The organism is Rhodococcus sp. Leaf225 (genome assembly GCF_001426145.1).
Taxonomy (GTDB): Bacteria; Actinomycetota; Actinomycetes; order Mycobacteriales; family Mycobacteriaceae; genus Rhodococcoides.
The window spans coordinates 727610-747910 of the sequence record NZ_LMRN01000009.1 but is presented as its reverse complement, the minus strand read 5'-3'; the positions used below and the strand labels follow the sequence as shown (position 1 = coordinate 747910).

Below are 20301 nucleotides of genomic sequence, written 5' to 3'. Positions count from 1 at the left end.
CCCCGCGGTCGGGTGTGTCGCATACCCCCACACGGCAGCCGCGGTTCTTGCTCGATGGTGAACTCGAACACGGCTGTACCTCGCATAGGCACACAGACGTACCGGCTGGGCCGGGCACGACCTGTAACGGTACCCGGCGGCGCGCCTGATGGTCAAAACGCCCCTGCATCGGGTACAGGAGTTCACCCTTCCGTCGTCACGCCGACAGATTGAGCGACAGCTGCATCAACCGCGTGGCCGACTCACAGGGGTCGGTCGGGTTCCCCGGCCGATACTGCACCCACCAGCCGATGACCCCGGAATCGGGCGACTGCGCCGCCACGCCGCACGATGCCGGATCCTCCGGTTGACGGATCTCGAGGGCCTTCCGCGAGGACACCTCGACGTCGCTCACCGTCCACCCCATACGTTCGTTCGCCTCGCGCTCGGCCGCGAGCGACCCCGTCTCGAACCAGTCGAACGTCACCTTGACCGCGCCGCCCGGGCCGGTCAGGTCCCACCGGCAGATGGCGCCGATGAAGCCCTGGTCGATGGCGTCGCCGCCCACGACATCGGCGATCTGCTCCGGGGTCACCGTGTCGCACTCCTCGAGGAGCGAGCGGAACTCGCCGTCCGCGCCACTCACGCCCGCTGCCACGGGCGTGCCCTCGATGGTCGACCCGCATCCGGCGAGCACCCCGGTGACCGACAGCGCCGCCAGCACGCGTCCGGCCCTCACTGCGCGCGCTCCGCGACGAGCGTCATCAGACTCTCGGCGACGGCGCACGGATCCGCGGTGGTAGCGCTGTCGGCGTACATGACGGAGAAGTGGACGAAGTCGTCGCCGTACTGCAGACCGTTCTCGCAGAGGTACGTCACGCCCGTCGCGTTCTCGGATCGCGCCTCGAACCCCGGCCGACCTTCGATCTCGATGTCCGCGGCCGGTCGGCCGATCAGTTCCGACCCCATGCGCTCACGCCCGATCGGGCTCCCGCGGTACCAGGAGAAGCTGACCGACGGGCCGGTCGGACCCGACACCTCCCACTCGCAGCCCACCGAGTTGCGGGTCACGATCGCGAACGACGGCACGGCGAACGCAGTGCGGACCTCCTCGTCCGACAGACCGCCGCAGACGCCGAAGAACGGGCCGGGTCCCTGCGACGCGGACGTGGACGGCGCGTCGTCGGTGGCGGCATCGGAGTCGGATCCGCAACCGGTGAGCCCGAGCAGCACCACTGCTGCCACGCCGGCCCACCGCACGGAGTTCATGGCGGCAGCTTATCGGAGTGCGGACTGTCGCGAGTACGCCGAAAGTGCCGTGATGCGAGCGCCGATCACGACAGTTCGGACGTACTCGCGGGGGTGCCGGTGCCGGTGGTGGTATCGAGGGCCAGGGAGGCGTCGAGCACCGAGGCCCACACCTTCACGATCTCGGCGCGGCGGCGCGAGTCGTCGCTGAGCACGTCGGCGAGACCGAGCCCGCGGGCCAGGTCGAGGGTGGCCTGCACGAGTCGGTGGGTGCGCGGATCACTGTCGTCGGCGCCGAGGTGATCGACCGCCGTGCGGTGCGCCACGCGACCGAACTTCTCCTCGAGAGGCAGGACCCGGGCTCGCATCTCGGGATCCGCGGCCGCGGCGGTCCAGACCTGCAGCGCGGCCCGGAAGATGGGGCTCGTGTAGTAGTCCACCAAGCGCGTGACGACGGCCTCGGTGCGGCCGGCGCCCTGCGGGAGCGCACTGCTCTCGGCTCGCGCCTCCCCCATGCGCGTGTCGAACATGTACTCGAGCGCCGCGGTGATGAGGTCCTCCCGCGTCGGGAAGTGATGCTGGGTGGCACCGCGAGAGACGCCGGCCCGCTCGGCCACGACGGCGACCGTCGTCGCCGCCCATCCCTCGGTGGCAAGCGCGTCGATCGTGGACTCGAGCAGTCGCAGTCGCGTGGCGCGGCTGCGATCCTGCTTCGGGCTGCGGGTGTCACCGACCCGGTGACGAGTGGGCACGGTCATGGCCGTCACGTCTCCTTCCCCACAGCGGCGCCGGACGACTCCGCCGGTGCGGCCCACGACGGGCTGCGCTTCTGCAGAAAGGCCATCATCCCCTCCCGCGCCTCGTCCGAAGCGAACAGCCTCGCGGACTCCTCCGCCAGGTCCGCGCCCCGGCGGTCGAACTCCTCGAGCATCGCGGCGGTGGTGAGGCGTTTCGACGCCGCGAGACCCTGCGGTGACGACGGACGGATCGCCGCGACGAGTTCGGCCACCGTGGCCCCGGTGTCGGCCGCAGCCTCGGTGACGAGCCCGATGGCCTCCGCCTCGTGCGCGCCGAACGTCTCCGTCGTCAGGAAGTACCGGCTCGCCGCACGCGAGGTCATCCTCGGCACCACCGTCAAGGAGACGATGGACGCGGCCAACCCCAGCCGCGCCTCCGTCAGCGCGAACGAACTCCTCGGCCCGGCCACCACCAGATCGCACGCGCCCACGAGGCCCATACCGCCGGCACGCACATGCCCGTCGATCCTGCCGATCACTGGCTTCGGCGTCTCGAGGATCGCCCGCAGCAGCGTCAGCATCTGCTCGGTGCGCGAGGAGACCGAACTGCCCGCCTCCGTGAGATCGGCACCAGCACAGAACGTTCCGCCGGTGTGGGTGAGGACCACGGCGCGGACGTCCCGATCCGCGCCCGCGTCGCGGAGCCCCGCCGTCAGGTCGTCGACCAGGGCGGTGGAGAGGGCGTTGCGATTGTGCGGGGTGTCGAGTGTCAGAGTCACCACGCCCTCCGACCGATCGACCCGCACAGGTGGTCCGTCGCCCCGACCGGCCTCCGGCCTGCCCTGGCCCCGACCGGCCTCCGGCCTGCCCGCCATCAGTAGCTCTTCGGCAGGCCCAGCGAGTGCTGGGACACGAAGTTCAGGATCATCTCCCGACTGACGGGAGCCACGCGGGCGATGCGCGCCGCACCGAGCATGGACGCGAGGCCGTACTCCTCGGTCAGGCCTGCGCCGCCGTGCGTCTGGATGGCCTGGTCGATGGCCTTGATGCTGGCCTCGGCGGCCGCGTACTTCGCCATGTTGGCCGCTTCCGCCGCACCGAAATCGTCACCGCTGTCGTAGAGCACCGCGGCCTTCTGCATCATCAGCTTCGCCAGTTCGAGCTCGATCTTGCATTGCGCCAACGGATGCGCGATTCCCTGGTGCGCCCCGATGGGGCTCTTCCACACGGTGCGCTCGTTCGCGTACTTCACCGCGGCGTCGAGGGCGTAGCGGCCCATGCCGACGGCCATCGCCGCACCGAGGATGCGCTCGGGGTTGAGACCCGCGAACAACTGCATCAGCGCCGCGTCGGGCTCACCGACCAGCGCCTCGGCCGGCAGCCGGACGTCGTCGAGGAACAGCGTGAACTGATGATCGGGCTCGATGATGTCCATGCGCATCTGCGTCTTGTTCAGGCCCGGTGCATCGGTCGGCACGATGAACAGCGCCGGCTTCAGCTTCCCGGTCTTCGCGTCCTCCGTACGGGAGACGATGAGCACCGCGTCGGCCTGGTCGACGCCGGAGATGTAGATCTTGCTGCCGCGCAGCACCCACTCGTCACCGTCGCGTCGCGCGGTGGTGGTGATCTGGTGGGAGTTGGAGCCGGCGTCGGGCTCGGTGATGCCGAACGCCATGATCGCGGAGCCGTCCGAGAGGCGGGGCAGCCAGGACTGCTTCTGCTCGGGGGTGCCGTACTTCGCGATGATGGTGCCGCAGATCGCCGGGCTGACGACCACGAGCAGCAGGCCCGCACCGAACGAGGACATCTCCTCCTGGACCAGTGCGAGCTCGTAGATGCCGGCACCGCCGCCGCCGTACTCCTCGGGGAGGTTCACCCCGAGGAAACCCAACTGCCCGGCCTCGTGCCACAGTTCGGTGAGTGCCTCACCCTTGCGTGCCTTGGGCAGCACGTAGTCGATGTAGTTGTGGCGCTTGCCCAGTCCGGCCACCGCGGCGCGGAGGCTCTTCTGCTCGTCCGTCTCGATGAAGCTCATGCCTGATCTCCTTCTGCTGCGACGACCGCCAGTACGGCGTCGACGTCCACCTGGTGTCCCACGGTGACCGTGAACTCGGTCAGCACGCCCGCCGCGGGTGCGGTGATCGTGTGTTCCATCTTCATGGCCTCGAGCCACAGGATCGGTTGGCCGGCGGTGACGGTGTCGCCGACGGCAGCACCGATCCGCACGACGCTGCCGGGCATCGGTGCCAGCAGCGATCCGGCGGCGACGATCTCGCTCGGATCGACGAACACCGGAACCCGTTCGAGCCGTACCGGTCCGAGCGACGAGTCGACGAACACGGCGTCGCCGTGGACCGCGACGTGGAACTCGCGTCGCACACCGTCGGCCAGCAGCACCACCCGGTCGGACTCGGCCCGGACCAGCGCGCAGTCGTCGACGTCGGTGACGAGCGTTCCGCGCGACAGCCGGTACTCGGCGACGATCTCGGTGCCGTTCACCGCGTACGTCTTGCGTTGCGGCACGGAGGCGAGGTTGCGCCAGCCGCTGGGGAGGGATCGGCCCACCGTCGCCGATTCTCTCGATCGGGCGGCGTCCGCGAGCGCTGCGGCGAGTGCGGACAGCCGCACACCCCGGTCGTCGACGAGCGGCCGAGCGAGGACCGCCAGATCGTGCGTCGCGAAGAACGCGGTGTCGGTGTCGCCCGCGAGGAACGCGGGGTGTCTCAGCACCGTGACGAGCAGGTCGCGGTTGGTGCGCACCCCGTGAATGCGCGCGCGCAGCAGCGCTTTCGCCAGGATTCCGGCCGCCTGCTCCCGGGTGGGCGCGTACGAGATCACCTTGGCGAGCATCGGGTCGTAGTGGGTCCCCACCACGCTGCCGTCGACGATGCCCGAGTCCACCCGCAGGCCTGTCCGCGCGAGCACCTCGAACTCTCGCGCTCCGTCGAACTCGACGTGGTGCACGACGCCGCTCTGCGGCTGCCAGTCGCGCGCCGGATCCTCCGCGTACAGACGCACTTCGATCGAGTGTCCGCGCGTGGTGGGCTGCTCGGCCGGGAGCGCGCCGCCCGCGGCGACGTGGATCTGCAGTGCCACCAGATCGAGACCGGTGGTGCACTCGGTCACCGGGTGCTCGACCTGCAGGCGCGTGTTCATCTCGAGGAAGTAGAAGTTGCCGCGCTCGTCGCTGAGGAACTCGACGGTGCCGGCCCCCTCGTAGTCGAGCGCCTCGGTGGCGATGCGCGCCGCCTCGAACAGCTTCTCCCGCATACCCGGAACGCGCTCGACGAGCGGAGACGGCGCCTCCTCGACCACCTTCTGGTGGCGTCGTTGGATGGAGCACTCCCGCTCGCCCACCGCCCACACCGTGCCGTGGCGGTCCGCCATGACCTGGACCTCGATGTGGCGGCCCGTCTCGAGATAGCGCTCGCAGAAGACCGTCGCGTCACCGAAGGCGGACAGCGCCTCCCGCGACGCCGCGTCGATCTCGTCCTGCAGGGCGTCGAGTTCATGCACCACGCGCATACCGCGACCACCACCACCGGCGGACGCCTTCACGAGCACCGGCAGATCGTCCTGCGTGACGGACGCGGGGTCGAGCCGATCGAGCACCGGCACACCGGCGCTCTGCATCATGGCCTTGGACTCGACCTTCGACCCCATCGACTCGATCGCCTTCACCGGCGGACCGATCCAGGTGAGGCCCGCATCCTGCACGGCGCGCGCGAACTCCGCGTTCTCGGACAGGAACCCGTAACCGGGGTGGATCGCGTCGGCGCCCGCACGCTGCGCCGCCTCGATTATCAGATCTCCGCGGAGGTACGTCTCCGACGACGCGGAACCGGGCAACCGGACGGCGACGTCGGCGTCGGCGACGTGCGGTGACGCGGAGTCCGGATCGGAGAACACGGCGACCGTGTCGATGCCCTCGGCGCGGCAGGTCGTGAACACGCGGCGGGCGATCTCGCCGCGGTTGGCAACGAGTACTGACGAAATGGTCATGACGGTCACATCCGGAAGACACCGAAGTTGGCGGTGCCCTCGATCGGGGCGGAGGCGATGGCCGACAGGCACATCCCCACCACCGTGCGGGTGTCTCGGGGGTCGATCACGCCGTCGTCGTACAGGCGTCCGGACAGGAACATGGGAACCGACTCGGCCTCGATCTGCTGCTCGATCATCGCGCGCAGACCCGCGTCGGCCTCCTCGTCGAACGCCTGTCCGCGGGCCTCGGCGGAGGCGCGGGAGACGATCGAGATGACACCTGCGAGTTGGGCACCGCCCATGACCGCGGACTTGGCGCTGGGCCAGGCGAAGAGGAAGCGCGGGTCGAAGGCGCGACCGCACATGCCGTAGTGCCCGGCGCCGTACGACGCACCGAGCAGCACCGAGATATGCGGGACGGTGGAGTTCGAGACGGCGTTGATCATCATCGACCCGTGCTTGATCATCCCGCCCTCCTCGTACTCCTTGCCCACCATGTAGCCGGTGGTGTTGTGCAGGAACAGCAGTGGCGTGTTCGAACGGTTCGCCAGTTGGATGAACTGCGTCGCCTTCTGCGACTCCTCACTGAAGAGGACGCCGCGGGCGTTGGCGAGGATGCCGACCGGATACCCGTGCAGTTCCGCCCATCCGGTGACCAGAGACGAGCCGTAGAGCGGCTTGAACTCGTCGAAGTCGCTGTCGTCGACGATGCGCGCGATGACGTCGCGTGGGTCGAACGGGATCTTGAGGTCGGCCGGCACGATACCGAGCAGTTCCTCCTCGTCGTACCGGGGCGGGAGCACCTCGGTGCGCGGCGCCGGACCCTTCTTGTGCCAGTTGAGCCGCTTCACGATGCCGCGGCCGATGCGGATGGCGTCCTTCTCGTCCACCGCGAGATGGTCTGCGAGACCGGAGGTCCGGGCGTGCATGCGGGCGCCGCCGAGCGATTCGTCGTCGGTCTCCTCGCCGGTGGCCATCTTCACCAGCGGCGGTCCGGCGAGGAACACCTTGGACCGCTCCTCGATCATGACGACGTGATCGGACATGCCGGGGATGTAGGCGCCGCCGGCGGTGGAGTTGCCGAACACGAGGGCGATGGTGGGGATGCCGGCCGCGGAGAGGCGCGTCAGATCACGGAAGATGCGGCCACCCGGGATGAACACCTCCTTCTGCGTGGGGAGGTCGGCACCGCCGGACTCGACCAGTGAGATGACCGGCAGCCGGTTCTGCATCGCGATGTCGTTCGCTCGCAGCGTCTTCCGCAGGGTCCACGGATTGCTCGTGCCGCCCCGGACGGTGGGGTCGTTGGCGACGATCAGGCACTCGACGCCGCTGACGACACCGATGCCGACGACCACGCTGGCGCCGACCGGGAAGTCCGTGCCCCAGGCCGCGAGCGGGCACAGCTCGAGGAACGGCGAGTCCGGGTCGACGAGCATCTCGATGCGCTCGCGCGGGGTCATCTTGCCGCGGCTGCGGTGCCGTGCGACGTACTTCTCGCCCCCGCCGCCCAGTGCCTTGGCGTGTTCGGTCTCCACCTCGGAGAGCTTCGCGATCATGGTGTCGGCGGCCGAGACGTACGCGTCACCGGAGCTGTCGAGTCGGGAGGTCAGAGTCGTCATGCGGTGTACCCCAGTCGCTTCGCGGCCAGCGAGGTGAGGATCTCGGTGGTGCCGCCGCCGATGCCGATGATGCGCATGTCGCGGTACTGACGCTCGACCTCGCTCTCGGCCATGTAGCCGAGTCCACCGAACAGCTGTACCGCCTGCGAGGCGACCCATTCGCCGGCCTCGACCGCGGTGTTCTTCGCGAAGCACACCTCGGCGATGCAGTCGTCGCCGTCCTCGACGTGGCGATCGATCAGTGCGTGCGTGTACGTGCGGGCCACGTCGATCTTGCGGTGCATCTCGCTGAGCGTGTTCTGCACCGCCTGACGGGCGATGAGCGGCTTGCCGAACGTCGAGCGGTCCCGCGTCCACGCCACCGTCAGATCGAGGCACCGCTGCGCCGAGGAGTAGGCCTGCGCGGCCAGCGCAGCGCGTTCGGAGACGAAGGCCTGCGCGATCTGGGCGAACCCGGAGTTCTCCGGGCCCACCAGGTTCTCCACGGGCACGCGCACGTCGGTGTACGACAGTTCGGCGGTGTCGGAGGCCCGCCATCCCATCTTGTCGAGCTTGCGGGACACCTCGAATCCCGGTGTGCCGCGCTCGACGACGAGCAGCGAGACGCCGGCCGCGCCGTCTCCCCCGGTGCGGACGGCGGTGACCACGAAGTCGGCCCGGCACCCCGAGGTGATGTAGGTCTTCGCGCCGTTGACGACGAAGTGGTCCCCGTCGCGCACCGCTCGGGTGCGCAGGTGCCCCACGTCGGATCCGCCGCCGGGCTCGGTGATGGCCAGCGACCCGATCAACTCGCCGTCGAGCGTGGGCCGGACCCACTTCTCGAGGTGGTCAGGGTTGCCCGCAGCGACCATGTGCGGCAACGCGATCCCACAGGTGAACAAGGACGCGAACAGGCCGCCGGACGCACCCGCCTCGTGCATCTCCTCGCAGATGACCGTGGCGTCGACCAGCGAGCCGCCGCCCCCGCCGACCGCCTCCGGGAACGGCGCCCCGAGCAGACCGATCTCGGCTGCCGCGCGGTGCAGGCTGCGGGGAATCTCGCCGTCACGCTCCCACTCGGTGAGGTGCGGCAGCACCTCCCGGTCCACGAACCCCCGGACCGTCTTACGGAGTTGCGCTCGGTCGGGGCCACCCCAGGTGCTCATGCGAGTCCACTTTCTGCGAGTACTGATTCGGGTATCGGGACGTGCCGCGATCGCAGCCACTCCCCCAGGCCCTTGGCCTGGGGATCGAAGCGAGCGCCGGATGCGACGCCCTCTCCGAGAATCCCGTCGACGACGATGTTCACGGCCCGCAGGTGCGGGAACTCGTACCGGTGCACGCGCAGGCCCGCCGTCTCCGGGAGCAGCGTCGTCACCAGCTCGGTGGTGAGAGTCGACCGGAGCCAGGCCCACGCGGCGTCGCCGCGCACCCAGACCCCGACGTTGGCGCTGCCGCCCTTGTCACCGCTGCGCGCCGCCGCCACCGTGCCGAGCGGCAGCGTGCGTGTGGGTTCGGCCGGCGGGCGGCCTGCGGGCGCGTCGGACGGGTCCGCCTCGACAGCCGTGGTGACGGTGGGCGGTGCGACGTCGACGCGCGTGCCGTCCGCGAGAACCGCCACGTGCCGCGGCACCGCCTGATCGACGAACCCGGCCTCGAAGACGCCGTAGGGCGACCCCTGACCCGGAGGCGTCGTCACACAGAAACCGGGGTAGCTCGCCAGCGCGAGTTCCACTGCGGCAGCGCTGAACACGCGACCCACACGCTGCGGATCAGCGTCGCGGACGACGACACGGAGCACCGCACTGGCGGCCTCCTCGGTGTCGGCGTCAGGGTGATCGGTGCGCGCGAGAGTCCAGTCGACCTCGCGCGGCGGCGGCGTCAGCGCCTCGGTCATCTGAGTGCGCACCAGGTCGGCCTTGGCCTCGATGTCGAGCCCGGTGAGCACGAAGGTCATCTCGTTGCGGAACCCGCCGAGCGTGTTCCGGGAGACCTTGAGGGTGGGCGGCGGCGCCTCGCCGCGAGCCCCCGTGACCAGCACGCGGTCGGGTCCGTCCTGCGAGACCCGCACCGTGTCGAGCCGCGCGGTCACGTCCGGGCCAAGGTAGCGCGGGCCGGTGATCTCGTACATCAACTGCGCCGTCACCGTTCCGACCGTCACGGCGCCGCCGGTGTTCTCGTGCTTGGTGATCACCGACGACCCGTCCGACCGGATCTCCGCGAGGGGGAACCCCGGTCGACGCAGATCCTCGATCTCACCGAAGAAGGAGTAGTTCCCGCCGGTCGCCTGGGTTCCGCATTCGATGATGTGACCGGCGACGACGGCGCCCGCGAGTTCGTCGAGGTGATCGCGGGTCCACCCGAACCGGGAGATCGCCGGGGCCACCACCACCGACGCATCCGTGACGCGTCCGGTGACCACGACCTGCGCCCCGGCGTCCAGGCACGCCGCGACACCGAAGGCGCCGAGATAGGCATTGGCGGTCAGCGGGGAGCCGAGGCCCAGTTCCTCGGCGCGGTCGTGCAGATCGTCTCCCTCCACGTGGGCGACCGAGACGGTCAGACCGAGACGGTCGGCGAGGGACCGGATCTCGTCCGCCAGTCGTGCGGGCGCCAACCCACCGGCATTACTGACCAGGGTGACGCCCTTGTCGAGCGCAGTGCCCAGGCACTCCTCGAGCTGCCGCAGATACGTCCTGGCGTAGCCGCGCGTCGGATCCTTCATCCGGTCGCGTCCGAGAATGAGCATCGTCAGCTCGGCCAGGTAGTCGCCCGTGAGGACGTCGAGATCACCGCCGTCGAGCATCTCGCGCATGGCCGACGCGCGGTCACCGTAGAAGCCGGAGCAGTTCCCGACCCTGATCATCTCCGTCACGACGCCACCCGCACGTCCCGGCCACCGCCGGGGGCCCCCGCGAACGCCTGCGCGAGACCCAGCCACGTCGCCGCGTCGTCGCCGCCGGCCACGAGGTCGGTGTCGTCACGGTGCACGCGCTGCGTGACGAGCAGGCAGAAGTCCAAAGCGGAACCCGTGACACTCTGCTCCGCGTCCTCCGGCCCCCACGACCACTCACTCCCGTCGGGAGCGGTGAGCACGACGCGGAACGGTGCCGACGGCGGCGTCAGGCCGCGGATCGCGTAGGCGAAGTCGCGGGTGCGTACGCCGATGTGCGCGACGTGACGCAGCCGAGCCGTGGGTTCGCGTACCACGCCGAGTGCGTCCGCGACGTCCTGACCGTGTGCCCAGGTCTCCATGATGCGCGCGGTGGCCATCGACATCGCGCTCATCGGCGGGCCGAACCAGCGGATCTTCACGCCGTCGGGCACGTGTGTCAGGACGTCGAGCAGTTGCACTCGGCCGAGCCGCCATCGCGACAACAGGGTGCTGACCTGCTCTCCGGCGAGTGCGTCGGCAGCGGAGTCCACGAACGAGTCCGGACTGCCCATCGCGTCGGCGATCACCGCGTCGAAGGCCGCTTCGGCGTCCTCGTCACCGGAGGCGCCGGCCGTCGTCAGCGCGGCGACGTGGTCGGTCCAGTGCAGGTGAGCGATCTGATGCGCCACCGTCCAGCCGGCCGCCGGGGTGTCCGTGCGCCACGCGGAGTCGTCGGCATCGGCGACCAGCGCGTCCAGCGCGTCGCCCTCCGCACGCAGGTCCTGCAGCAACACCTCGAGAGCAGCCATGCCTGGAACGGTCGCACCCGCGGGCCAAAAAAGCAAGCATGCTTGCTTGTTCTTGAACGTTGTGACGAACTCCAAAACAATCCGTGGCACCATCCATCCGCAGCGCAGGTCCGAAAGCCTGGTTTACGGTGAATCCCACAGGCGGTTGGACGCTTTACCGCACGACACCCATCACGACGCTCGCGACACGCCGGGCGGGACGAGGCCGCCCGCGAATGCGGGCACCGAAGGGAACGGGACCCGACATGGTCAGTGCACGAGACGGACGACCGGGGCAGGCCTACAGCGCGCCGGGCGCCTTCACCACGGCCTTCAGTCCGGGCGTCGGACCCCGAGCCGAGTACCCGGTGCCGGAACCGGTGCGGCACGACGAGACCGGGTACGACGAACCCCGGTACGACGACGACGAGCCGATCGGCGAACTCGAGGCTCGCTACGAGTGGATCGTCGGCCTCATGTCGTCGTTCACCGATCAGCGCGTCGTGCGGTGGATCATCGCGTTCTTCACCGCGTCGATGGGCGTGTGCGCCACCCTCGAGATCCTGTACGGCTTCGGCGGCACCACCACGTTCACGGTGGGCGTGCAGATCGGCTGCGCGGCCTTCGCGTTCGCCGCCGCTCTCTGGTGGACGGTGACCTCGTGGCCGCGGCTGCACACCGCCTTCGCCTTCGTCGTTCTGTCCAACCTGGGCATCCTCGCCGCGAACCTCAGCGCCGACATGCCGCCCGCCTACGCCGTCGGGAAGACCACCTTCTTCGTGGTGCTCGGCCTGTTCGCCGGTGTCTTCCTCGATCGCTGGATGCTGGCCACTCACATCGCGATCGCCGGTGTCGCCGTCACGTCCATCATCGGCTACAACATGCTGTTCGAGGACGTTCCCCCGCTGGGCGCGCTGGTCGTGTGGGCACCGGTCATGTCACTGGTCATCGCCGTTCCCGCACTGCTCTACACGTTCGTGCGAGCGGTGCGGCTCGACCAGTCCTGAGCCACTCTCCGCGAGTACGTCCGTGGTGTCGCGATCGCGACTGGAACCACGACACTGTCGACGTACTCGCGGTGGGGGGGTGGCCTCGGGGCTCACTCGTCGATGCTGGACATGTCTCCGTAGCGTGCTCCGGCCACGGCCGATGCGGGCACCGCTGCCTCGAGTTCGTCGAGGATCTCCTGCGTCACCGCGACGTCCGCCGCTGCCACGTTCTCCTCGAGGTAGCGCACGCGCTTGGTTCCGGGGATCGGCGCGACGTCCTCGCCCTGTGCCAGCACCCACGCCAGAGCCAGCTGACCGGGCGTGCATCCCAGCCGGTCCGCGATCTCACGGATGCGCGCCACGAGCGTCAGGTTCGCCTCGAGCGCCTCGCCCTGGAACCGCGGGAAGTACGCGGTGCGGCGCGAGTCCTTCTCCGCCAACTCCGACTCGTGTGCGATGGCGCCGGTCAACAGCCCGCGACCGAGCGGCGAATACGGGACCAACCCGATGCCGAGCTCACGGAGCGTCGGGAGCACGGCCTCCTCGAGATCCCGCGTGAACAGGGAGTACTCGGTCTGCACGGCCGTGATCGGGTGCACTGCGTGCGCCCGGCGGATGGTCGCGGCCGACGCCTCGGACATCCCGAGATGGCGCACCTTGCCCGCCTGCACCAGCTCCGCCATCGCGCCGACCGTGTCCTCGATGGGGACCGACTTGTCGACGCGGTGCTGGTAGTACAGGTCGATGTGGTCGACACCGAGCCGCGACAACGACGCGTCGCAGGCCGCGCGAACGTACTCGGGGGTGCCGTTGATGCCGAGACGGGTGCCGTCGGCGAGTCGCTCGTTGCCGAACTTGGTGGCGAGCACCACCTGGTCCCGACGGCCGGCGATGGCCTCGCCGACCAGCTCCTCGTTGACGAACGGGCCGTACATGTCGGCCGTGTCGAGGAAGGTCACACCGAGTTCGAGAGCGCGGTGGATGGTGGCGATGCCGGAGGCGCGGTCGGTGTCGCCGTAGAACTCGGACATACCCATGCAGCCGAGGCCGAGGGCGGAGACGGTGAGAGGGGACTGCGTACCGAGGGTGCGTGAGGTGAGCGTCATGCCCCCACTCAACGTGCTGGAGTGCGCTCCAGGTCAAGCCTGCCGACGTAGAGCTCGATCTTGTGGTCGATCGCGCGCAGATGGCCGGTCACCTCGGCGAGCTGCGCCAGCACCCGTTCCCGATGCGCGCGGAGGGCGTCGAGCCGCTGCTGCTCCGTCCCCTCGCCCTGACGCACCAGGTCGGCGTAGTGCCGCACCTCCGCGATCGACATCCCGGTGGCGCGCAGTCGGGTGATGAGGACGATCCACGTGATGTCGTCGTCGCTGTAGCGGCGCTGTCCGGTGGACGACCGCGGCACCGCGCGCAGGAGCAACCCGTCACGCTCGTAGTACCGCAGCGTGTCGATGGTCAGCCCGGTCTGCTCGGACGCCTCCGCGATGCTGTGACTCACCCCGTCAGCTTAGGCATCAGCGGAAGAGCGGGAACTTCCTCTTGGTGGCGAGCGCGTCCATGCCCGACTGGATGGAGCGCCGCACCTCCTCGTACTTGGCCTCCACGTACTCCTCGTCGTCCACGCGGGCGAGATCGTGATCCACCTCGACGGGCGGCATGAAACGGGTCCGGATCTTGGCGGGCAGCGGGATCTGCGGAAGTGCGGCCGGCGCGATGATCCACGGCAGCGACACGGCGATGGGGAACACCTTGAGTCGCGCGATCTTGTCCAGCCCCAACATCTTCGAGAGCTTGTCACCGCGGACCAGCACGGGCATGGCGTCGGCACCGCCGACGGTGGCGATCGGCACGATCGGCACCCCGCAGCGGATGGCGAGCTTGATGAAGCCGGTGCGCCCGCCGAGGGTGGCGACGTCACGTTCGCTCCACGGTCGCAGCGAGTCGACCTCACCTCCGGGCCACACGATGACGTCGCGCCCCTCGGCCAGTGCCGTGGACATCGAGTCTGGAGCAGCGGGCAGCACACCCATCGACCGGAACACCGTGCCGATGAGGGGGAAGGCCATCAGCGCATCGTGCGCGGTGCCGTGCAGCGTGCGTGACGGGCCGAACCGTCGCCACCACTGCGCCCCCACCGTCCAGGCGTCCCACACGAACGGTGCACCCGAATGCACGCCGACCAGCAGCACCGGTGGCGGCGGGATGGTCTCCCACCCGTCGATCTCCATGCGGAAGTACTTGTCGACGAGCGGGTTCCAGAACTTCTCCTGGCGCCGCATGCTGTCGACGTCCTGGTCCGTGAGGTCCCAGTCGCCGGCGCGCGAAGCGACCAGGCCGCCGAGTCCACCGGACGCGTTCTCGCGCTTGTCCTTCATCGTCAGCCGGGCCGCGGCGGCGACCCGCTCGGCCTGGTCCTGCAGCTCGGGATCGCGATGGTCGGTAGGGGAAACGTCTGTGTGATCGGCGCCACTCATGAGGCCGAACCTACTGCACGGTCAGATGCGCCGTACCCCGGTTGCACACAGGCCGTGACGAATCAGCACATCCGCCCCCGGGGCGGTGGTTCGTGTGCAGCCTCGCTCGCCTCACCTCGTCGAGGTCCGCCGCACGACGTGCCACTCCGGTGTCGCGACGGGCTCACCCGCGAGCACGGCCCGCGCAGCGCTGCGCCCCTGCTCGTACAGCGACTGGGCCACCGTCGTCAGCCCTGCGCCCGCCGCTTCCTCGGTGTCGTCCCACCCGACCATCGCCAGGTCGCCCGGCACCTGCAGGCCGCGGTCCCGCACCACCGACAATGCCCCGAGCGCCATCTCGTCACTCATCGCCAGCACCGTGTCCGGCAGCGCGTCCAGGTGATCCTGCATCGCGCGCGTCCCCTCCGAGCGGAAGCTGCCGGTGCCGAACGCGACGGGCACCGCGGACCAGTCGAGCCCCAGCGCCTCGGCAGCCGCGCGGTAGCCCCGCAGACGGTTCCTCGTCACCGGGAAGTCGATCGTCTCCGGATCCGGTCCGTGCACGAGGCGCCGCTCCCGATGCTCGTCGGCAGGAAAAGCGAGCACCAGCGGTCGCGCGGCACCCGCGAGGGCGATCAGGGCGACCGCCTCGGCCGCGGCGGCGTCGTCGATGCTGACCAACGTCGTGCCGTCGTGCTCCGGACCGCCCTGCACGCACACGGGTCGCCCGGTGGCGACGGCGGCGTCGAGCAATGGGTCCCCGGTGACCGTGGTCCAGAAGACGTACCCGTCCACGGCGGCGTCGCGCACCCGGTCGACGTCGCGGGCGACGCGCGTGTTCGGCAGGATCACCAGGCCGGTGTCGGTGTCGAGGCACGCGTCGGCCACTCCGGACAGGAACCGGCGGGCCTGCGGGTCGTCGAACGCGTACGTCAGCTTCTCCGTCAGAAGCACGGCGAGGTTGTTGCTGCGGCCGCTGCGGAGCGACTGCGCGCCCCGGTGCGGGCCGGTGTAGCCGAGTCGCTCGGCGGCGTCGACCACCTTCGCCCGCGTCTCGTCCGAGACCCGCTCCGGCCGCCCGTACGCGTAGGACACGCTCATGACCGAGACGCCGGCCGCCGCCGCGACGTCGGCCATGGTGACGCGTGTGTGCGAGGTCATCATCGCCACTCTATCGCCCACCCCCGTCCGTGTGTATCGTTACACAGCATGTCCACGGCACCTCCGCGCGCGAACACGCCCGCTCTGCTCGTCCTCGGCGCGACCGCGTTCATCTACGTCACGGCGGAGACGCTGCCGGTGGGACTGCTCCCCGAGATGTCCGCCGACCTCGGTGTCGGCGAATCGGCCATCGGGCTGCTGCTGACCTTCTACGCGTACGCGGTCGCCGTGATCACGTTGCCGCTGATGGCAGCGGTGAAGTCGTGGGACCGTCGCAAGGTCGTCGTCATCACCGCCGGCGCACTCGCGGTGTCGCAACTCGTGTCGGCGGTGTCCGTCGGCTATCCGATGCTGGTCGGAGCACGACTGATCTGCGCGGCCACCCACGGTGTGTTCTGGGCCGTGGTGGCTCCGGTCGCGGCGTCACTCGCCGCACCGGGCAAGCGCGCGAAGGCGATCGCGCTCGTCTACGCCGGGACGTCGTTGGCACTCGTCGCGGGCAATCCGCTGACCGCCGCCCTCGGACAGTGGACGCACTGGCGCGTCGCCGCCGCGACGCTCGGCGTCGTCGCGCTGGCCATCACCGTCGCCCTGACCCGGTTGCTGCCCGCTCTCCCGGTCGCGACTCCGGTCGCCACCACGGCCACGTCGCGCCCCGGCATCAGCCGGGTGCTCGTCCTGCTGTGCGGCATCACGTTCCTCGCCGCGCTGGGCCATTTCGCCGGCTACACGTACTTCGCGCTCGTGGTCGGCGAGGGCATCGGCACATCGGGGAGCGTGCTCTCGACCATGCTGTTCGTCTACGGACTCGCCGGCGTCGCCGGCATCTGGCTCATCGGTCGCACGTACGACCGCGGTCCGTGGCGCTCGACGATCGTCGTCCTCACCGCCATCACCACCGCGCTCGCGGCGCTGGTCCTGGCGCTGTCCACCGGATCCGGCGTGCTGGCGATCGTCGCCATCGCTCTGTGGGGCATGGCCTTCACCACCATCCCGGTGTGCATCCAGTCGGCCGTCCTGCACTCGGCACCGGCCGGGGCCGCGGCGGACCGCGCGTCGGCGATCTACGTCGTGACCTTCCAGGTGGCCATCGCGACGGGTGCCCTGGTGGGCGGCGGCATCGTCGACACCCTGTCGGTGACGGCGGTGCTGGTCTTCGCGGCCGTCACCATGCTGCTGGCACTGCTCGGGGTCCTCGCCGGGCGGTCGGCCTTCACGGCTCCGACGGCTCCCGTGCCGGTCGCTGCGACCGCATCCGCTCCCTGACCTCACGCCAGGTCCGGGGCGAGATCCCCGCGTCGCGACGGGTCTTGCGGCGGGCCACCAGCACACCCGTCGCCGCCACGGCCCAGACCGCGTACTGCGTGAGCCATGCGACGCGGAACGCCTCGAAGGTGTAGCCGCCCATCGCGTTCAGAATGGCGCCCATGGCCTGCATCACCAGCAGCGATGCGAGGAATCCGCCGATGTTCACCATGCCCTGGGCGGTGCCGAGCGCGACCGACGGGTTGAACGTGCGCGCGTAGTCGAAGCCGATGGCCGACCCCGGGCCACCGACCGAGATGACGATCACCAGGACGAAGAGCAGCCACGTCGGCGCGGGTCCCGGAAGAGCGAGCACCACCGCCCACATGAGGGCGTTGCTGGCCATGATCGCCAGCACCATCCACGACCGACGCATGGGATAACGCCCCGTCAGGATGCCGACGACGATGCCCGACACGATGGCCGACACCACCGACGTGGTGAGCAGCGCGCCCACCACTGCGGACGACACCCCCTGCGCCGAACTGAGGTAGGGCACTCCCCACATCAGCGCGAACACGGTGATGGAGAACTGCGTCCCCATGTGGGAGAAGAAGCCGAGCCGGGTACCGGGCCGTGACCAGACGACGGAGATGTTGCGCACCGTCTCGCGGAACGTCACCCGCGGCGCGCTGCCGGGTCCGGGATCGGGCGAGTTCGAGACGGCGAGGAATGCGGCCAGCGCGACCACCACCCCGCTGCCCGCGGCCGCGCCGTAGGCGACGGACCACCCCCCGCCGTGCAGCAGCGTCAGGAACGGCACCGCGGACAGCACCTGCCCGACCTGCCCGAAGATGCCCGTCAGCTGCGAGACCAGCGGAACCCGGCGGGGCGCGAACCATTTCGGCACCAGCCGCAGCACCGAGATGAACGTCAGCGCATCACCGACACCCACGACGGCACGGGCCGCCACCGCCACCGGCAGCGAGTCGGTGAACGCCAGGATCATCTGCCCCGACGCCATGACCAGCGCTCCCGTGACGATCATCGCGCGCGGACCCACCCTGTCGAGCAGCACTCCCGCGGGGATCTGCATGGCCGCGTAGACGACGACCTGCAGGACGACGAACGACGACAGCACCGACGGACTCGCGGCGTACCGATCCGCCGCGTCGAGCCCCGACACACCGAACGACGTGCGATGCAGGACGCCGACGATGTAGGCGAGGACACCTGTTCCCCAGACGATCCACGCGCGCATGCTGCTCAGTCTCCCGGGTAGAGTCCGCACCCATGACCCACGGTCACGCCCACCACGACACGCTGCCTGACGACGGCCGGCCTCCGGCCTCCCCGCTGCCCATCCTGGTGCTCAACGGTCCGAACCTGAACATGCTCGGAACCCGCCAACCCGAGGTCTACGGTACCGAGACGCTCGACGACGTGGTCGCTCTGTGCCGCGAGACCGCGGAACGCCACGGACGCACTGTCCGCGCCGAGCAGTCCAATCACGAGGGCGCGTTGATCGACTGGATTCACGAGGCGCGCGGGACGGCGTCGGGAATCGTCATCAACCCGGGCGGTCTGACCCACACGTCCGTCGTTCTGCGCGATGCTCTGGTCGTGCCCGAGATCCCCGTCGTCGAGATCCACATCTCGAACGTGCACGCCCGCGAGGAGTTCCGACACCACAGCTTCGTCTCGGGGATCGCCGTGTCGGTGATCGCCGGGTGCGGCGTCCGCGGGTACCGCTACGCCGTCGACGAGATCTGCGCCCGCACGTCCTGACCATCACGTCGGAAATGAGCACCATGGACCTCTCCCCCGTCACCAGCCACGAACTCGCACCACAGCCGCCGACGGGCGAGGGGTTCGAGACCGCGTGGCCCATCCGCGCCGGCGACGTCGACACCGCGAACCGGCTGCGCTACGACTCCGTCGCCCGGTACCTGCAGGACATCGGGTCGGACAACCTCGACGCCTCCGGACTCGGGGAGACGGATCCGTTCTGGATCGTGCGCCGCACGATCATGGACATCGACCGACCGTCGGTCTGGCCCGAGCGGATCACGTTGCGGCGCTGGTGTTCCGGTCTGTCGACGCGATGGTCGAACATGCGCGTCGACATCACCGGCGACAAGGGCGCGCACATCCGCACCGAGGGATTCTGGATCAGCATCTCGTCGACGACGGGCATGCCGACGCGCATCTCCGACGAGGGGCTCGCGCTGCTCACCCGCACAGCGGGCGAGACCAGACTCAAGTGGAAGCAGTGGCTCCGCGATCCGGCCCCGGAGTCCTCACTGACAGATCTCGCGTTCCCGCTGCGCATCACCGACGTCGACGCGTTCAACCACGTGAACAACGCCGCCTACTGGCAGGCCGTCGAGGAGGTGCTCGCCCGCGCGGAGTCCGGCGAGATCACCGGCGGACCGCACCGCGCGGTCATCGAGTACCTCTCGCCGATCATGGCGCCGGACCACGTCACGCTCCGCTGGCGTCGGCACGACGTGGACGGTGCACCGGCGGTGACGGTGTGGTTCATGGTGGACGACGCGGTACGCACGATCGCGTGCGTGGTGGCGCGCGCCGGCGCGAGTGGCGTTTCCGCTCCTCTCGCCGACTGAATCGGCGGGATCCCGCTCGCGGGCGGCGCGAGGAGAGCAGAAACCCCGGAGGCCGGTCGCCTACTGCCAGGGCAGGCCGTCGAGCCAGCTCAACACCATCGTCTCGTAGGCGATGCCGAAATCGAGGGTGGCCGCGGCGTAGGGATCGTCGAGCGCGGCGTCCTTCTGCTCGCGATACCGGCGCAGGTTCTCCTCGTGCGTGCTCCGGTGCGCCGCCACCGCCTCGCTCAGCACGGACGCCGGCACGTGCTCGCCGAAGGAGATCATCAGCAGCAGCGGATGACGAATGACCTCCGGCTCGGGGAGCACCGAGATCCAGGCGGCGAACTCGGCTCGCCCCGCGTCGGTGATGCGGTACGGCTTGCGATCACGCGCCTGCGTCTCGAGTTCCTCCACCAGTCCGGCGCGGGCGAGGCCGGAGAGTTCGCGGTAGACCTGGGACCGCGTGACCGTCCAGAAGCCGCCGATGCAGACCTGCGCCGTGGCAACGAGGTCCCATCCGGACATCGGCCCGTTGTGCAGGAATCCCAGCAGAGAGGCCGCCGTCGCGTTGACGGTGGTGCCACGAGTGTCGGCCATGGCGTCATCGTCCCACACCTTGACAGTCCACAGTG

General features: G+C 69.8%; 20 protein-coding genes. 4 read left to right on the top strand and 16 right to left on the bottom strand.

Translation table 11 applies throughout. The features are described 5' to 3' along the window. Window positions 1-196: 196 nt before the first annotated feature. The 10 genes from ASG69_RS07985 to ASG69_RS07940 all read right to left on the bottom strand — a co-directional run bounded on the left by ASG69_RS07985 (window position 197) and on the right by ASG69_RS07940 (window position 11233). Complete coding sequence (locus tag ASG69_RS07985) at window positions 197-718, bottom strand: DUF3558 domain-containing protein (protein WP_056441779.1); 522 nt, start codon at window positions 716-718, stop codon at window positions 197-199. Continuing rightward, window positions 715-1248, bottom strand: coding sequence for a DUF3558 domain-containing protein (locus ASG69_RS07980; protein WP_056441777.1), 534 nt, complete (start codon window positions 1246-1248; stop codon window positions 715-717). Before ASG69_RS07980 ends, ASG69_RS07985 begins: the two co-directional genes overlap by 4 nt. Before the next feature lie 65 nt (window positions 1249-1313). Further along, window positions 1314-1985 (bottom strand): TetR/AcrR family transcriptional regulator, encoded by a 672-nt coding sequence (locus ASG69_RS07975; protein ID WP_056442382.1) that lies wholly within the window; start codon window positions 1983-1985, stop codon window positions 1314-1316. Between the two features lie 5 nt (window positions 1986-1990). Further along, window positions 1991-2839: an enoyl-CoA hydratase family protein gene (locus ASG69_RS07970; protein ID WP_082544318.1), complete on the bottom strand. Its 849-nt coding sequence runs from the start codon at window positions 2837-2839 to the stop codon at window positions 1991-1993. Further along, window positions 2839-3999, bottom strand: a complete 1161-nt coding sequence (locus ASG69_RS07965) for an acyl-CoA dehydrogenase family protein (protein WP_027504609.1) — start codon at window positions 3997-3999, stop codon at window positions 2839-2841. Before ASG69_RS07965 ends, ASG69_RS07970 begins: the two co-directional genes overlap by 1 nt. Beyond that, complete coding sequence (locus ASG69_RS07960) at window positions 3996-5966, bottom strand: acetyl/propionyl/methylcrotonyl-CoA carboxylase subunit alpha (protein WP_056442379.1); 1971 nt, start codon at window positions 5964-5966, stop codon at window positions 3996-3998. Before ASG69_RS07960 ends, ASG69_RS07965 begins: the two co-directional genes overlap by 4 nt. Window positions 5967-5971: 5 nt before the next feature. Beyond that, on the bottom strand, window positions 5972-7570 hold the full coding sequence (locus ASG69_RS07955; RefSeq protein ID WP_027504607.1) for an acyl-CoA carboxylase subunit beta: 1599 nt from the start codon (window positions 7568-7570) through the stop codon (window positions 5972-5974). Next, the gene (locus ASG69_RS07950) at window positions 7567-8715 is read right to left on the bottom strand and encodes an acyl-CoA dehydrogenase family protein (RefSeq protein WP_027504606.1); all 1149 of its coding nucleotides are present in this window, start codon (window positions 8713-8715) and stop codon (window positions 7567-7569) included. The genes ASG69_RS07955 and ASG69_RS07950 overlap by 4 nt, the downstream gene beginning before the upstream one ends. Further along, the gene (locus tag ASG69_RS07945; protein ID WP_056442375.1) at window positions 8712-10415 is read right to left on the bottom strand and encodes an acyclic terpene utilization AtuA family protein; all 1704 of its coding nucleotides are present in this window, start codon (window positions 10413-10415) and stop codon (window positions 8712-8714) included. Before ASG69_RS07945 ends, ASG69_RS07950 begins: the two co-directional genes overlap by 4 nt. A gap of 5 nt (window positions 10416-10420) precedes the next feature. Beyond that, the gene (locus tag ASG69_RS07940) at window positions 10421-11233 is read right to left on the bottom strand and encodes a TIGR03084 family metal-binding protein (protein WP_056441773.1); all 813 of its coding nucleotides are present in this window, start codon (window positions 11231-11233) and stop codon (window positions 10421-10423) included. Window positions 11234-11478: 245 nt separating this feature from the next. On the opposite strand from ASG69_RS07940, the gene ASG69_RS07935 reads away from it, so the two are divergent. After that, window positions 11479-12219 (top strand): giguanylate cyclase, encoded by a 741-nt coding sequence (locus ASG69_RS07935; RefSeq protein WP_156380458.1) that lies wholly within the window; start codon window positions 11479-11481, stop codon window positions 12217-12219. A gap of 92 nt (window positions 12220-12311) precedes the next feature. Here ASG69_RS07935 and ASG69_RS07930 read toward each other — a convergent pair whose 3' ends face one another. From ASG69_RS07930 to ASG69_RS07915, 4 genes are all read right to left on the bottom strand, one after another. After that, the gene (locus ASG69_RS07930; protein ID WP_056441764.1) at window positions 12312-13307 is read right to left on the bottom strand and encodes an aldo/keto reductase; all 996 of its coding nucleotides are present in this window, start codon (window positions 13305-13307) and stop codon (window positions 12312-12314) included. 8 nt (window positions 13308-13315) lie between these two features. Then, entirely contained in the window at window positions 13316-13699 is a 384-nt protein-coding gene (locus tag ASG69_RS07925; protein WP_056441761.1) for a MerR family transcriptional regulator, read from the bottom strand. A 16-nt stretch (window positions 13700-13715) separates the two neighbouring features. Further along, window positions 13716-14675 (bottom strand): lysophospholipid acyltransferase family protein, encoded by a 960-nt coding sequence (locus tag ASG69_RS07920; protein WP_056441758.1) that lies wholly within the window; start codon window positions 14673-14675, stop codon window positions 13716-13718. Window positions 14676-14786: 111 nt separating this feature from the next. Then, on the bottom strand, window positions 14787-15815 hold the full coding sequence (locus ASG69_RS07915) for a substrate-binding domain-containing protein (RefSeq protein ID WP_056442371.1): 1029 nt from the start codon (window positions 15813-15815) through the stop codon (window positions 14787-14789). Window positions 15816-15863: 48 nt separating this feature from the next. Here ASG69_RS07915 and ASG69_RS07910 point away from each other — a divergent pair, with 48 nt between their 5' ends. Continuing rightward, on the top strand, window positions 15864-17081 hold the full coding sequence (locus ASG69_RS07910) for an MFS transporter (protein ID WP_027504599.1): 1218 nt from the start codon (window positions 15864-15866) through the stop codon (window positions 17079-17081). Here ASG69_RS07910 and ASG69_RS07905 read toward each other — a convergent pair. Beyond that, complete coding sequence (locus ASG69_RS07905) at window positions 17029-18321, bottom strand: MFS transporter (protein ID WP_056441755.1); 1293 nt, start codon at window positions 18319-18321, stop codon at window positions 17029-17031. The two genes, ASG69_RS07910 and ASG69_RS07905, sit on opposite strands and share 53 nt — an antisense overlap. Before the next feature lie 32 nt (window positions 18322-18353). Between ASG69_RS07905 and aroQ the strand changes: the two genes are divergently transcribed. Further along, window positions 18354-18848, top strand: a complete 495-nt coding sequence (gene aroQ / locus ASG69_RS07900; protein ID WP_056441753.1) for a type II 3-dehydroquinate dehydratase — start codon at window positions 18354-18356, stop codon at window positions 18846-18848. A gap of 14 nt (window positions 18849-18862) precedes the next feature. Further along, entirely contained in the window at window positions 18863-19687 is an 825-nt protein-coding gene (locus tag ASG69_RS07895) for an acyl-[acyl-carrier-protein] thioesterase (protein WP_082544316.1), read from the top strand. Window positions 19688-19747: 60 nt separating this feature from the next. Here ASG69_RS07895 and ASG69_RS07890 read toward each other — a convergent pair whose 3' ends face one another. After that, entirely contained in the window at window positions 19748-20266 is a 519-nt protein-coding gene (locus ASG69_RS07890; protein WP_156380457.1) for a PadR family transcriptional regulator, read from the bottom strand. Window positions 20267-20301: the final 35 nt, after the last annotated feature.

What these genes read in the sequence shown, in the direction of transcription:
- ASG69_RS07905 (WP_056441755.1), bottom strand. Translation starts at nt 18,321, where the DNA reads ATGCGCGCGTGGATCGTCTGGGGAACAGGTGTCCTCGCCTACATCGTC.
- ASG69_RS07965 (WP_027504609.1), bottom strand. Translation starts at nt 3,999, where the DNA reads ATGAGCTTCATCGAGACGGACGAGCAGAAGAGCCTCCGCGCCGCGGTG.
- ASG69_RS07945 (WP_056442375.1), bottom strand. Translation starts at nt 10,415, where the DNA reads ATGATCAGGGTCGGGAACTGCTCCGGCTTCTACGGTGACCGCGCGTCG.
- ASG69_RS07975 (WP_056442382.1), bottom strand. Translation starts at nt 1,985, where the DNA reads ATGACCGTGCCCACTCGTCACCGGGTCGGTGACACCCGCAGCCCGAAG.
- ASG69_RS07890 (WP_156380457.1), bottom strand. Translation starts at nt 20,266, where the DNA reads ATGGCCGACACTCGTGGCACCACCGTCAACGCGACGGCGGCCTCTCTG.
- ASG69_RS07915 (WP_056442371.1), bottom strand. Translation starts at nt 15,815, where the DNA reads ATGACCTCGCACACACGCGTCACCATGGCCGACGTCGCGGCGGCGGCC.
- ASG69_RS07955 (WP_027504607.1), bottom strand. Translation starts at nt 7,570, where the DNA reads ATGACGACTCTGACCTCCCGACTCGACAGCTCCGGTGACGCGTACGTC.
- ASG69_RS07950 (WP_027504606.1), bottom strand. Translation starts at nt 8,715, where the DNA reads ATGAGCACCTGGGGTGGCCCCGACCGAGCGCAACTCCGTAAGACGGTC.
- ASG69_RS07910 (WP_027504599.1), top strand. Translation starts at nt 15,864, where the DNA reads ATGTCCACGGCACCTCCGCGCGCGAACACGCCCGCTCTGCTCGTCCTC.
- ASG69_RS07935 (WP_156380458.1), top strand. Translation starts at nt 11,479, where the DNA reads ATGGTCAGTGCACGAGACGGACGACCGGGGCAGGCCTACAGCGCGCCG.
- ASG69_RS07895 (WP_082544316.1), top strand. Translation starts at nt 18,863, where the DNA reads ATGAGCACCATGGACCTCTCCCCCGTCACCAGCCACGAACTCGCACCA.
- ASG69_RS07960 (WP_056442379.1), bottom strand. Translation starts at nt 5,966, where the DNA reads ATGACCATTTCGTCAGTACTCGTTGCCAACCGCGGCGAGATCGCCCGC.
- ASG69_RS07970 (WP_082544318.1), bottom strand. Translation starts at nt 2,839, where the DNA reads ATGGCGGGCAGGCCGGAGGCCGGTCGGGGCCAGGGCAGGCCGGAGGCC.
- aroQ (WP_056441753.1), top strand. Translation starts at nt 18,354, where the DNA reads ATGACCCACGGTCACGCCCACCACGACACGCTGCCTGACGACGGCCGG.
- ASG69_RS07930 (WP_056441764.1), bottom strand. Translation starts at nt 13,307, where the DNA reads ATGACGCTCACCTCACGCACCCTCGGTACGCAGTCCCCTCTCACCGTC.
- ASG69_RS07940 (WP_056441773.1), bottom strand. Translation starts at nt 11,233, where the DNA reads ATGGCTGCTCTCGAGGTGTTGCTGCAGGACCTGCGTGCGGAGGGCGAC.
- ASG69_RS07920 (WP_056441758.1), bottom strand. Translation starts at nt 14,675, where the DNA reads ATGAGTGGCGCCGATCACACAGACGTTTCCCCTACCGACCATCGCGAT.
- ASG69_RS07980 (WP_056441777.1), bottom strand. Translation starts at nt 1,248, where the DNA reads ATGAACTCCGTGCGGTGGGCCGGCGTGGCAGCAGTGGTGCTGCTCGGG.